General features: G+C 77.0%; 12 protein-coding genes. 7 read left to right on the top strand and 5 right to left on the bottom strand.

Annotated features, from left to right (window positions below):
* Positions 1–3: 3 nt before the first annotated feature.
* The 3 genes from WJX68_RS20120 to WJX68_RS20110 are packed head-to-tail and all read right to left on the bottom strand — an operon-like array spanning position 4 to position 2,195.
* Entirely contained in the window at positions 4–744 is a 741-nt protein-coding gene (locus WJX68_RS20120; RefSeq protein WP_340293308.1) for a response regulator transcription factor, read from the bottom strand.
* A gap of 57 nt (positions 745–801) precedes the next feature.
* Entirely contained in the window at positions 802–1,563 is a 762-nt protein-coding gene (locus WJX68_RS20115) for a siderophore-interacting protein (RefSeq protein ID WP_340293306.1), read from the bottom strand.
* Between the two features lie 14 nt (positions 1,564–1,577).
* On the bottom strand, positions 1,578–2,195 hold the full coding sequence (locus WJX68_RS20110) for a TetR/AcrR family transcriptional regulator (RefSeq protein ID WP_340293304.1): 618 nt from the start codon (positions 2,193–2,195) through the stop codon (positions 1,578–1,580).
* A 45-nt stretch (positions 2,196–2,240) separates the two neighbouring features.
* Between WJX68_RS20110 and WJX68_RS20105 the strand changes: the two genes are divergently transcribed.
* From WJX68_RS20105 to WJX68_RS20085, 5 genes are read left to right on the top strand one after another with little or no spacing between them, the layout of a single operon-like run.
* Positions 2,241–3,197 (top strand): o-succinylbenzoate synthase, encoded by a 957-nt coding sequence (locus tag WJX68_RS20105; RefSeq protein WP_340293302.1) that lies wholly within the window; start codon positions 2,241–2,243, stop codon positions 3,195–3,197.
* Positions 3,198–3,246: 49 nt separating this feature from the next.
* Complete coding sequence (locus tag WJX68_RS20100; RefSeq protein WP_340293300.1) at positions 3,247–4,212, top strand: NAD(P)/FAD-dependent oxidoreductase; 966 nt, start codon at positions 3,247–3,249, stop codon at positions 4,210–4,212.
* Between the two features lie 52 nt (positions 4,213–4,264).
* Positions 4,265–5,752, top strand: a complete 1,488-nt coding sequence (locus tag WJX68_RS20095; RefSeq protein ID WP_340293298.1) for an FAD-binding oxidoreductase — start codon at positions 4,265–4,267, stop codon at positions 5,750–5,752.
* Positions 5,753–5,808: 56 nt separating this feature from the next.
* The gene (locus tag WJX68_RS20090) at positions 5,809–7,395 is read left to right on the top strand and encodes a CYTH and CHAD domain-containing protein (RefSeq protein ID WP_340293296.1); all 1,587 of its coding nucleotides are present in this window, start codon (positions 5,809–5,811) and stop codon (positions 7,393–7,395) included.
* A gap of 10 nt (positions 7,396–7,405) precedes the next feature.
* Entirely contained in the window at positions 7,406–8,440 is a 1,035-nt protein-coding gene (locus WJX68_RS20085; RefSeq protein WP_340293294.1) for a PHP domain-containing protein, read from the top strand.
* 1 nt (position 8,441) lies between these two features.
* Here the strand turns inward: WJX68_RS20085 and WJX68_RS20080 are convergent, their stop codons facing one another.
* Complete coding sequence (locus tag WJX68_RS20080) at positions 8,442–8,843, bottom strand: cupin domain-containing protein (protein WP_340293292.1); 402 nt, start codon at positions 8,841–8,843, stop codon at positions 8,442–8,444.
* 209 nt (positions 8,844–9,052) lie between these two features.
* Here WJX68_RS20080 and WJX68_RS20075 point away from each other — a divergent pair, with 209 nt between their 5' ends.
* Complete coding sequence (locus WJX68_RS20075; protein WP_340293290.1) at positions 9,053–9,958, top strand: glycoside hydrolase family 16 protein; 906 nt, start codon at positions 9,053–9,055, stop codon at positions 9,956–9,958.
* Between the two features lie 4 nt (positions 9,959–9,962).
* On the opposite strand, the gene WJX68_RS20070 is transcribed toward WJX68_RS20075, so the two are convergent.
* Positions 9,963–10,952 carry a carbohydrate kinase family protein gene (locus tag WJX68_RS20070; protein ID WP_340293288.1) on the bottom strand — a complete coding sequence of 330 codons (990 nt, stop codon included), beginning with the start codon at positions 10,950–10,952 and terminating at the stop codon, positions 9,963–9,965.
* A 99-nt stretch (positions 10,953–11,051) separates the two neighbouring features.
* Between WJX68_RS20070 and WJX68_RS20065 the strand changes: the two genes are divergently transcribed.
* Positions 11,052–12,053, top strand: a complete 1,002-nt coding sequence (locus tag WJX68_RS20065) for a CobW family GTP-binding protein (protein WP_340293286.1) — start codon at positions 11,052–11,054, stop codon at positions 12,051–12,053.
* Positions 12,054–12,072 lie beyond the last annotated feature (19 nt).

Below are 12,072 nucleotides of genomic sequence, written 5' to 3'. Positions count from 1 at the left end.
GCCTCAGTCCGCCGCGGGGCGCAGGACGTAGCCGGCGCCGCGCACCGTGTGGATCATCGGTGCGCGGCCCGCGTCGATCTTCTTGCGCAGGTAGGAGACGTAGAGCTCGACCACGTTGGACTGGCCGCCGAAGTCGTAGTTCCAGACCCGGTCGAGGATCTGGGCCTTGGACAGCACCCGGCGCGGGTTGCGCATGAGGTAGCGCAGCAGCTCGAACTCGGTGGCGGTGAGCTCGACGGCCTCGCCGCCGCGGGCGACCTCGTGCGCGTCCTCGTCGAGCACCAGGTCGCCGACCACGAGCTCCGAGCTGCGCGCGGCGGCGGCCATCCCGGCCCGGCGCAGCAGCCCGCGCAGCCGCGCGACCAGCTCCTCCAGCGAGAACGGCTTGGTGACGTAGTCGTCGCCGCCCGCGGTCAGCCCGGCGACGCGGTCCTCGACGGCGTCGCGCGCGGTCAGGAACAGCACGGGCACCTCGGGGGTGTCCGCGCGGACCCGGCGCAGCACCTCGAAGCCGTCGAAGTCGGGCAGCATCACGTCGAGCACGATCGCGTCCGGGCGGAACTCGCGGGCGTGGCGCACGGCGGTCACGCCGTCCGCGGCGGTGCGGACCTCCCAGCCCTCGTAGCGCAGGGCCATCGACAGCAGGTCCGACAGCGTGGACTCGTCGTCGACGACGAGCACGCGGATCGGGCCGCCGTCGGCGCGTCGCAGCTGGTCCGCTCCCCGGTCGATCACCTCGGTCATGCTAGGAGCACACACCGCGAAGCTGTGCGACGGCTGTGCACCGCCTGTCCGCGGGCTCTATCTCGCGCGCCAGTACCCGGTGGCGTAGACCGCGCGGCGGTCGAACCCGCGGTCGGCGAGCAGGTGCCCGCGCAGCTCCTTCACCGCGGCCGACTCGCCGGACAGCCACGCCTGGCCGCGTCCGGCGGGGAGTCCGGCGGCCCGGACGGCCGCGACCAGCGGCTCGCCCGCGGGGGCGCCGCCGCGGTGCACCCAGGTGACGGCGGCGGCGCCGGGCAGCTCCTGCTCCTCGCCGGCGTCGGCGACCTCGGCCACCACCCGCACCGGCACCCCGGGCGCGGCCGCCGCGAGGGTCTCGCAGACGGTCGCGATGGCGGGCAGCGCGGACTCGTCGCCGATCACCAGGTGGTGCTCCGCGGCCGGGTCGGGCTCCCAGCGCCCGCCGGGCTCGGACACCCCGACCCAGGCGCCCGGACGTGCGGACACCGCCCACGCCGCGGCCGGGCCGTGCCCGGCGTGGACGACGAAGTCGACGTCGAGCTCGCCGTGCTCGCCGGCGTCGGGGGCCCAGCGGCGCACCGTGTAGGTCCGGATCGCCGGGCGGGCCGCACCGGCCGGCCACACCGGGCCGCCGGTCGAGGCACGCGGCACCGCGGGCCGCTCCTGGCCCTGCGCCGGGAAGAACATCTTGATCCGCCGGTCCGGGCCGTGCCCGGGGAACCCGGCCAGCTCCGCACCGGTCAGGGTGACCCGGACCATCCCGGGCGTCACCCGCGCGGTGCGGGCGACCTGCAGCAGGCGGGGCGCGGTCGTGCTCATGGCCGTCGAGTCTCCTACGCCGGTGCGGCGCCCCCGCGACCGAGGCCCGCCAGCCCGCTCCAGACCATGTCCATCAGGTACTCGGTGGCCTGCTCGGCGGTGACCGACTCGTCCTGGCCGCGCCAGACCGCGAGCCGCTCGCACGCCCCGACGATCACCTGCGCCCAGCCGGTCAGCCGGGCCGGCTCGGTGCCCGGGACCTGCGCGGCGAGCAGCGCGGCGGTGAAGTCGGTCTGCTGGGCGCGGATCTCCTCCAGCGCGGTGTCGGTGACCCCGGCCTCGGAGCAGAACAGCTGCCAGGCCGGCGCGCGGCGGTCGAGGTAGCGGAAGAACTCCAGCGTCCCGCCGCGCAGCATCGCCTCGGGCGAGTCGGCGGCGGCCGCCGCGCGCGCGACGACGTCGAGCAGCTCGGACCGGGCCCGTGCGATCGCGGCGAGCAGCAGGCCCTCCTTCGACCCGAAATGGGTGTAGAGCACCGGCTTGGTGACGCCGACGCGCTCGGCGACGGCCTCCATCGACACCTCGGCGTAGCCGCGCTCGCCGAACACCGCGACGGCCGCGTCGACGATCTGGCGCTCCCGTTCCGCGCGTGGCACGCGACGGCGGGGGCCCGGTACGGTCTCGGCGGTCACACCGCCATCTTACCGGGAGTAACCTACCGGCGGTAGCCTTGCCCGGTGGACGTGTACTCGCTGCCGATGACGACCCGGTTCCGCGGCATCACCGAACGCGAGGGCCTGCTGCTGTCCGGCCCGGCCGGATGGGGCGAGTTCTGCCCCTTCACCGAGTACGACGACCGCGAGGCCGTCGCGTGGCTGGCCGCGGCGCGCGAGGCCGCGCACGACGGCTGGCCCGCACCGGTGCGCGACCGGGTGCCGGTCAACTGCACCGTGCCCGCCGTCCGCCCCGAGCACGCGCAGCGCATCGTGCGCGAGTCCGGCTGCGGCACGGCCAAGGTCAAGGTCGCCGACCCCGGCGCCCCGCTGTCCGAGGACCTCGAGCGGGTCGCCGCCGTCCGCGACGCGCTCGGCCCGGCCGGGCTCGTCCGGGTGGACGCCAACGCGGCCTGGGACGTCGACACCGCGGTGGCCGCGGTCCGCGCGCTCGACCGCGCGGCAGGCGGGCTGGAGTACGTCGAGCAGCCCTGCTGGGCCGTGGAGGACCTCGCTGCCGTCCGCCGGGCGGTCGACGTGCCGGTCGCCGCGGACGAGTCGATCCGCCGCGCCGAGGACCCGATGCGGGTGGTGCGGGCCGGGGCGGCCGACGTCGTGGTGCTGAAGGTGTCGCCGCTGGGCGGGGTGCGCCGGGCGCTGCGCATCGCGGCGGAGACCGGGCTGCCGGTGGTCGTGTCCTCGGCGGTGGAGTCCTCGGTCGGGCTCGCCGCGGGGCTCGCGCTGGCCGGTGCGCTGCCCGCGCTGCACCACGCCTGCGGGCTCGGGACGGCGTCGCTGCTGGCCGACGACGTCACCGACGCGCCGCTGCGGCCGGTCGGCGGGTACCTGCCGGTGCCGCGCTCGGCCCCCGACCCGGTCCGGCGCGGCGCCGTCGCGGCCCCGCCCGGGCGCGCCGCGTGGTGGCGCGAGCGCCACGACCGGGTCGCCGCGCTGCTCGATGCGCCCGCTCGTCCGAGGTGATCCCGACCTCGTAGGTGCCGTGCGGTCGGGGCCCGCCTAGGGTCGCGGCGTGGGCGTGATCGTGGTCGGGGCGGGCATCGCCGGGGTGAGCTGCGCGGTGGAGCTGCGGGCCCGCGGGGTGGACGTGACGGTGCTCGAACGGGCCCGCGGCGCCGGCGGGCGGCTCGCGGTGCACCGCCACGACGGACGGCCCGCCGACATCGGCGCCGCCTACTTCACCGTCTCCGGGGAGGGTGGCGCCGAGGGCTTCGACGAGCAGGTCGGGCGCTGGCGCCGCGCCGGTCTGGTGCGGGAGTGGACCGACACCCTGGCCGTGTTCGACGGCACCGCCCGCGCCCCCGACAGCCCCGGCCCGGTCCGCTTCGCCGCACCCGGCGGGCTGAGGTCGCTGGTCACCGACCTGGCCCGCGACCTCGACGTGCGCACCGGGCACACCGTGTCGGCCGTCCGGCCCGGACCCGGCGGCCCCACCGCCGACGGCGAACCCCACGACGCCGTCGTGCTCGCGATGCCCGACCCGCAGGCCGCACGTCTGCTGGAGCCGGGCACCGCGGCGGGCGCGGCCGTCGCCGGGCGGGAGTGGGACCCGGTGCTCGCCCTGACCCTGGGCTTCGGCGCGCGGGACTGGCCGCGGCTGCCCGCCGCCTTCGTCAACGACCACCCGGTGCTGTCGCTGGTCGCCGACGACGGCGACCGCCGCGGGGACGGCGCACCGGTGCTCGTCGCGCACTCCACCGGCGCCCTCGCCCGCGCCCACGACGCCGACCCCGCGGCGGCCGTGCCGGCGATGACCGCCGCGGTGCGCGCGCTGCTGGGGATCGGTGCCGAGCCGGCGTGGACCCACGTGCACCGGTGGCGCTTCGCCGCCCCCGCCGCGCGCCGCGAGGCGGCCTTCCACCTCGACGACGAGGGGATCGGCCTCGCCGGGGACGGCTGGGGCCGGTCCCGGGTGCAGACGGCCTGGGTGTCCGGCCGGCGGCTCGGGCGCGCGCTCGCGACGTGGCTGGGGCACTGACCGCACGCCGCCGCGCTGGCCGTGGGCGGCGTCGCGACCTACCGTCGCGGGCATGGCCGACCGCGTCACCGCCGCCGCACCCGTCGTCGTCGCACCGGAGGGCCGCCCCTTCGGCGGCTCCACCGCCCCCGCCGAGCTCGACCCCTCCGGGCCGTCGGCGGCCGGGCGCGCGGTGCTCGCCGAGCTGGCCGCGGCCCTGGAGCCCGACCGGGTCCTCACCGACCCGGACGTCGTCCGCCCCTACGTGCACGACGAGGCGGAGTGGGCCGAGTACGGCACCCCGCTGTGCGTGGTGCGGGCCCGCAGCACCGCCGACGTCGCCGCGACCGTCACGGCCTGCGCCGCGCACCGGGTCCCGGTCGTCGCGCGCGGCGCGGGCACCGGCCTGTCCGGCGGCGCGAACGCCGTCGAGGGCTGCGTGCTGCTCAGCCTGGAGCGGATGACCGCCATCCGGGAGATCTCGGCGGGGGAGCGGCTCGCCGTCGTCGAACCGGGGGTGGTCAACGACGACCTGCGTGCCGCCTGCGCGGAGCAGGACCTCTGGTACCCGCCGGACCCGGCGTCGGCGCCCTGGTCGACGATCGGCGGCAACGTCGCCACCAACGCCGGCGGGCTGTGCTGCGTCAAGTACGGCGTCACCCGCGACTACGTCCTCGCGCTGGAGGTCGTCACCGCGAGCGGGGAGGTCGTGCGGGTCGGGCGGCGCACCGCCAAGGGCGTCGTCGGCTACGACCTCGCCGGGCTGATGGTCGGCTCCGAGGGCACCCTCGGGATCATCACCGAGATCACCGTCAAGCTGCGCCCGGCGCGCCCGGCCGCGCCGCGCACCGTCGTCGGGTTCTTCGACTCCCTCGCCGACTGCGGGGCCGCGGTCGCCGCCGTCACCGAGCAGGGCCTGCAGCCCGCGGTGTTCGAGCTGGTCGACCGCGAGTGCCTGGCCGCGGTCAACGCCTGGCGCAACGCCGGGCTCCCGGAGGGCGCCGCCGCGCTGCTGCTCGCCCAGACCGACCTGCCCGAGCCCGCCGCGCAGGCCGAGGCCGACGCGATCCTCGCGGCCTTCGAGCGGCACGGCGCGACCGAGGCGATGGCCTCGACCGACGCGACCGAGTCCGACGCGTTGTTCGCCGCCCGCCGGATGGCCTACCCGGCGCTGGAGCAGCTCGGGATGGGCATGCTGACCGAGGACGTCTGCGTCCCCCGGCCGCGGATGGCCGAGATGCTCGCCCGGATCGAGGACATCGGCGCCCGCCGCGGGGTCCGGATCGCCACCGTCGCCCACGCCGGGGACGGCAACCTGCACCCGCTCATGCTCACCCCGCACGACGACCCCGGGGCGCGCGACCGCACCCGCGCCGCGTTCGACGAGATCATCGCCGCGGCCGTCGAGCTGGGCGGGACCGTCACCGGCGAGCACGGGGTCGGCCTGCTCAAGCGCGACGGCATGGAGCGCGAGCTGGGTCCCGGTGTCCTCGCGCTGCAGCGCTCGGTGAAGGCCGCGCTGGACCCCGACGGCATCCTCAACCCGGGCAAGGCCGTCTGAGCGGGCGTCCCCCGGACGGCGGCGAGTGATCGTCCGGGGAACGGGAACCCCGGGGGATGAGCACCACCGATCCCCCGCTCGCCCCGTCCGCGCTCGCCCTGACCTACCGCGGCCCGGCGCACACCGGTGCGCCGCGCCTGACCGGGGTCGACGGCGTGCACGACGTGCACCCGGTGACGAGCGCCGAGGTGCGGGAGTACGAGCGGTTCGACACCGCGGACCTGCGGCTGTTCGCGGCCGGCATCGAGCTGGCGGTGGAGCGGGTGGTCCCGGACCGGGCGTCGGTGGTGGAGCCGTCGTCGGGGTGGGTGCTGGTGCTGCCCGACGCCCCCGCCGGGGAGGAGCTGCGGGTGCCGCAGCCCGCGGCCGGCGTCGAGGGCGTCGACCCGGCCACCGTGCCCCCGGAGATCGACGCGCTGGTGCGGCGGGTGCGCGGCGACGCCGGGCTGGTCCCGGTCGGACGGGTGCACGTGACCCGCGCGGTCGACACCGTGCGCGACGCCACCGGCGGCGCCCTCGCGACGCTGGTGCGCGACCAGGTGCGCACCGAGACCCTCGGCGGGTCGGTGACCGTCGAGAGCTGGACCGAGGCCGTCGTCGACCCCGCCGGGGCGGGCACCGCGCTGCTGCAGGGGCTCGACGAGGCCCTGCGCGCCACCGGGCTGGCCCGTGGCGCGCGCGACGGGCGGGCCCGGCTGACCGCGCTGCTGGCCGCGGCCGCCCCCGCCGACCCGCCGCGCCGCCGCGGCCGCACGGGCAGCGCCGGTGCGCTGCTGCTGGGCTACCTCGGCGACCAGGCCGACGCCCTCGCCGCCCGCGAGCAGGACCTGCGCGCCGACCGCCCCGACGCCGTCCACCAGATGCGGATCGCCGCCCGGCGCCTGCGCAGCGCACTGCGCACCTACGGCGCGCTGCTGGAGGGCCCGCGCCCGGCACACCTGGTCCACGAGCTGCGCTGGCTGGGGCGTGCACTGGCCGCGGAGCGCGACGCCGAGGTCCAGGAGCAGCGGCTCACCGCCCGGCTGGCCGCGCTCGAGCCCGAGCTGCGGCTCGGCCCGGTGCAGGCCGCCGTCACCCGGCACTTCGCCCGGACCCGCGCCGAGACCGGGGCCGCGGTCCTGGACGTCGTCGACGGCGAGCGCTACGCGGCCCTGCACGGCGCGCTGCGCCGGCTGCTGGCCGACCCGCCGCTGTCGCGCCGGGCGCGCAGGCCCGCGGCGCGCGTCGTCCCCGCGCTGGTGGGGCGGACGGCCCGGAAGCTCGACCGGCGGATGGAACGCGCACTGGCCGACCTCGATGCCGGGCAGGTGGCCCCGGACTCGCTGCACGCCGCCCGCAAGACCGGCAAGCAGCTGCGCTACGCCACCGAGGTGGCCCGCCCCGCCGCCGGCAAGGACGCGCGCGCCTTCGCCACGCGCCTCAAGGCGCTGTCGGACGTGCTGGGTGAGCACCAGGACGCCGTCGTCTCGCGGCAGACGCTGCGCACCCTCGGCGCCCGCGCCGGCGCCGAGGGCGCGAACGGCTTCACCTTCGGCGTGCTGCACGGCCGCGACACCGCCGCGATGCTGGAGCTGGAGCGCCGGCTGCCCGCCGCGTGGGAGACCGCGTGGAAGCCGCGGGCCCGGCGCTGGATGCGGGGCTAGCCTCGGGCGCGTGAGAGACGCCGTCGCCGACCTGCGCCGGATCGCGTTCCTGCTCGAACGCGCCCGCGAGTCGACCTACCGGGTCCGCGCGTTCCGGGCCGCGGCCGCCGCCCTGCGCGGCCGCTCCGGCGAGGAGCTCGCCCGGCTGCACGCCGCCGGCGGCCTCACCGACCTCAGGGGCGTCGGCGAGGTCACCGCCCGCTGCGTCGGCGAGTCCGTGTCCGGGGAGGAGCCGGTGTACCTGCGACGGCTGGAGGACGCCGTCGCCCGCGCCGACGCCACCGGCGTCCCGCTCGCCGAGGCGGCGCTGGCCCTGCGGGAGTCGCTGCGCGGGGACTGCCACAGCCACACCGACGCCTCCGACGGCGGCTCCCCGCTCGCCGAGATGGCCGAGACGGCGATCGGGCTCGGCCACGACTACCTGGTCGTCACCGACCACTCGCCGCGGCTCACCGTCGCCAACGGGCTGTCCGCCGACCGGCTGCGCCGCCAGATCGAGCAGGTCGCGGCGCTCAACGAGCGGATCGCCGCGTCCGGGTCGGGGTTCCGGGTGCTCACCGGCATCGAGGTCGACATCCTCGACGACGGCGCCCTCGACCAGGACGCCGACCTGCTCGCCGAGCTCGACGTCGTGGTCGCGAGCGTGCACTCCAGGCTCCGGATGCCGCGCGCGGAGATGACCGAGCGGATGCTGACGGCCGTCGCGGACCCGCACGTCGACGTGCTGGGCCACTGCACCGGGCGGATGGTCACCGGGCGCCGCACGCGGCCCGAGTCGGAGTTCGACGCGCCCGCGGTGTTCGCCGCCTGCGCGGAGCACGGCGTCGCGGTGGAGATCAACTCGCGGCCCGAGCGGCTCGACCCGCCGAAACGGCTGCTCCGCCTGGCCGTCGAGGCGGGCTGCGAGTTCACGATCGACACCGACGCGCACGCGCCGGGCCAGCTCGACTGGCTCGACCACGGCTGCTCCCGCGCCGTCGCCTGCGGGGTGGACCCGGCGCGGATCCGCAACACCCGCGACGCGGCCGGGCTGCTGCGACGCTGACTCAGCGCAGCTCGAAGTCGGCGACGTCGAAGCCGGGGGAGACCAGGCAGCTGACCAGCACCGGACCACCGGCGTCGGGGACCGCCCGCTGCCAGACCCCCGCCGGGACCTCGCACTGCGGCGACCCCGGCGCCAGGCGCAGCACCGGGCCGGGGACCGGCCCGTCGCCGTCGCCGCCGAGGACGAGGTCCGCCGCCGGGCCGGAGTGCCGGCACCACAGCTCGGTGGAGCGGACGCGGTGCCAGCGGCCGGGCGCGTCGAACAGGTAGAGGATCGCGGTCGCCGACGGCCGCGGGCCGTACGGCGTGTCCACGACGACCGGTGACGTCCAGGTCCGCCGGTACCACCCGCCCTCCGGGTGCGGGGCGAGGTCGAGCGCGTCGGCCGCTGCGGGACGGGTCACGCGCCCACCGTCGCACCCGGCGCGGCCCCGCGACCACACCCGGTGGGCGTGACGTCACCCGACGGTGCGGTGCCGATCGGGTGGTCGCACTGGCGCCGTTCACCCAGCGCACGTGTGATGGGGCCGCAGGTGACCGAGTGGCGGGAGTGACGACGGTGACGAGGGCGACGACGACGGCGGCGACGACACGGGCCAGGATCAGGACGACGGTGGCCGTGCTCGCCGCGACCCTCGCCCTCTCGGCGGTCACGACGGCCGGGACCTCGGTGTCGTCGGTCGCCCCGGTGGCTCCGGTACCGCAGGCGGACCCGGCCGCGCCGCCGGCGGCGTCGCACTGCACCGCGACGGCGGCGCAGAAGCTGGGCTGGGGCGCCCCCACCCGCGAGTCCGGCTTCGACGGCACCACCGTCCCGCCGGACTGGCACCCGTACGGCCCGGAGCCCGGGCACGACAAGAAGGGCACCCGCACCCCGGAGGCGGTCACCGTCGCCGACGGCGCCATGACCATCTCCGCCGACGCCGACGGGACCACCGGCGCCGTCAGCTGGCATCCCGGCCAGCGCTACGGCCGCTGGGAGGCGTGCGTGCGCTCGGAGGAGGGCGAGGGCGGGCTGAACGCGCTGCTGCTGCTCTGGCCGGTCGCCGAGGACTTCCCGGTCGGCGGGGAGATCGACTGGATGGAGATCATGGACGACTCCCGCCAGGAGACCAGCTTCTTCCTGCACTACGGCCGGAACAACGACCAGGACCACGGCTCCGTCCGGCACGACTCCACGCAGTGGTCGGCCTACGCCCTCGAATGGACCCCCACGGCGATCACCGCGTACGTGAACGGCGAGAAATGGTACTCCACCACCGACACGTCGCAGTTCCCGCCGCGCCCGATGAACATGACCATGCAGCTCGACTACTTCGGCGACGCCGGCGGCCCGACGGCCATGCACATGGACTGGGCGCGGCAGTGGGCGCTGCCCGCCAGCGAGGCGGCGCGGCTGAGCCTGCCGCTCGGGACGGCCGCGACCGGCCAGCCGCGCGACTTCCCCGACCGGAAGCCGCGCGAGCTGTCCGCCACCGAGCAGCAGGCCCAGGACGCCCTGGTCGCCCGCGGGGGCTGACCCGTCACACCGCCGCGTCGAGCTCCGCGCGGGTCGGCGGGTTCGCGCCGTGCCGCGAGCAGGTGATCGCCGAGGCGGTGACCGCCTCGGTCAGCACCGCCTCCAGCGTCGCCCGGTCGATCCGGTACAGGTCCTCGCGGGCCGCCGCGCCGAGCAGCCCGCGGCGGTGCAGCCCGGCCAGCAGCGCCGCGGTGAAGCTGTCCCCGGCGCCGACGGTGTCGACCACCTCCACCCGGCGGCCCGGCAGCACCAGGTGCTGGCCCGACGACGACCCGGCCAGCACCCCGTTCGCCCCCAGCGTCACGACGACCACGGCCGGACCGAGCTCGAGCCACTCGCCGACCACGTCGCCCGGCTCGCGGCCCGGGTGCAGCCACGCGAGGTCCTCCTCGCTGACCTTCACCACGTCGGCCACGCCGAGCAGCTCGTGCACCCCGGGCAGGACCTCCTGCGGCGAGCCCATCAGCAGCGGCCGGAAGTTCGGGTCGTAGCTCACCGTGGCGGTGTCCACGGCGGACGCCAGCAGCTCGCGCAGCGCCTCGTGCCCGGGCGGCGTGGTCAGCGCCAGCGATCCGGAGTGGACGGCGACGACCGGACCGGCCGGGCCGTCGTCGAGGGCGCCGGCGAGCTCGTCGTCGGTCCACTGCCAGTCCGCGGTGCCCGCGATCCGGAAGTCGTAGGACGCCTGCCCGTCCGCCGCCAGCTCCACGATGGCCAGCGACGACGCCTCGTCGGCCTCGACGGCGTGGGACAGGTCGACCCCGTTGTCCGCCAGGTGGTTCCGCAGCTTGCGACCGAGCAGGTCGTCGGCCAGGCGCGCGAGCATCCGGGCCGCGACGTCGAGCCTCGACAGGCCGACGGCGACGTTCGCGGGGCTGCCCCCCGGAGCGAACTCCCAGTACCCCTGCGCGGGCGCGGGGACGATGTCGACGAGGGCCTCGCCGGCGACGGCGATCACGCCGTGTGGTGGGCGTCCGGCAGCTGTGTCGGGCATGAGGGGCACTCTAGTGCTCCGATCGGGGCGGCAGCGGCCACGCGGAGCGGGTCACGACCACGTCACGGTGCGTCGACACCCACGTGGTAGGCATGTCGGGTGCCCCGGAAGATCCCGGTCGTGGTGCTGGCCGGATTCCTCGGAGCCGGCAAGACGACCCTGCTGAACCACCTGCTCGCCACCGGCGGGGACGCGCGGATCGGCGTGGTCGTCAACGACTTCGGATCGGTCGGCATCGACGCGATGCGCCTGGCCGGCCAGGCCGACGGCGTCGTCGGGCTGGGCAACGGCTGTCTGTGCTGCGAGGTGGGCGAGGGCGGCGTCGCCGCCGTCCTCGACGGGCTGACGCGCCGCCGCGACGAGATCGACGTCGTCGTGATCGAGGCCAGCGGCATCGCCGAGCCCGGCACGCTGGTGCAGCTCGTCCTGGACGCGCTGGGGCAGCACCTGAGCTTCGGCGGGCTCGTCGAGGTCGTCGACGCGGCGGAGTTCGAGACCTCCCGGCGCCGGCACCCGCAGCTGGACAAGCACGTGGGGATGGCCGACCTCGTCGTCCTCAACAAGATCGACCGGGTCGGTCCGGGGCCGCTGTGGCGGGTCCGGCGGCTGTGCCGCGAGGCGAACCCGCGGGCGCCGATCGTGCCGGTCCGCGACGGCGCCGTGGACCCGGCGCTGCTGTTCGACATCGAGATCGTGCCGGGCCGCCAGCTGATGCTCGGCGAGCGCGTCGACGAGCCGCACGAGCAGCACCTGCACGCCGGCTACCAGAGCGTGACGTTCCTGTGCGACGAGCCGCTCGACGCCGCCCGGCTGCAGGACCTGCTCGACGCCCGCCCGTCCGGGCTGTACCGCATCAAGGGCTCGGTGCGCTTCGCCGCCGCGCCCGCGCGGGAGCGGTGGGACCTGCACACCGTCGGCCGCTACGTGCGCTTCCGCCGGACCCGGTGGGACAGCGGCGAGCCCCGCCGCACGACCCTGGTGCTGATCGGGACGGGCCTGGACGAGGACGCGCTGGAACGCTCGCTGCGCGCCTGCGTCGCCGCGGACGACGACCGCCGCGACCCCGACGCCCTGCTCCCCGTCGCCCGCTACGCCGTCTGACCCCCTCCCCGGGTGCTCC

It is taken from the genome of Pseudonocardia spirodelae, assembly GCF_037727765.1.
Classification (GTDB): domain Bacteria; phylum Actinomycetota; class Actinomycetes; order Mycobacteriales; family Pseudonocardiaceae; genus Pseudonocardia; species Pseudonocardia spirodelae.
Note: the sequence above shows the minus strand (reverse complement) of the source record. Positions and strands in the feature narration are given on the sequence as shown.

Coding starts and splice junctions, on each gene's coding strand:
- WJX68_RS20115 (WP_340293306.1), bottom strand. CDS start 1,563: ATGAGCACGACCGCGCCCCGCCTGCTGCAGGTCGCCCGCACCGCGCGG.
- WJX68_RS20095 (WP_340293298.1), top strand. CDS start 4,265: ATGGCCGACCGCGTCACCGCCGCCGCACCCGTCGTCGTCGCACCGGAG.
- WJX68_RS20120 (WP_340293308.1), bottom strand. CDS start 744: ATGACCGAGGTGATCGACCGGGGAGCGGACCAGCTGCGACGCGCCGAC.
- WJX68_RS20090 (WP_340293296.1), top strand. CDS start 5,809: ATGAGCACCACCGATCCCCCGCTCGCCCCGTCCGCGCTCGCCCTGACC.
- WJX68_RS20070 (WP_340293288.1), bottom strand. CDS start 10,952: ATGCCCGACACAGCTGCCGGACGCCCACCACACGGCGTGATCGCCGTC.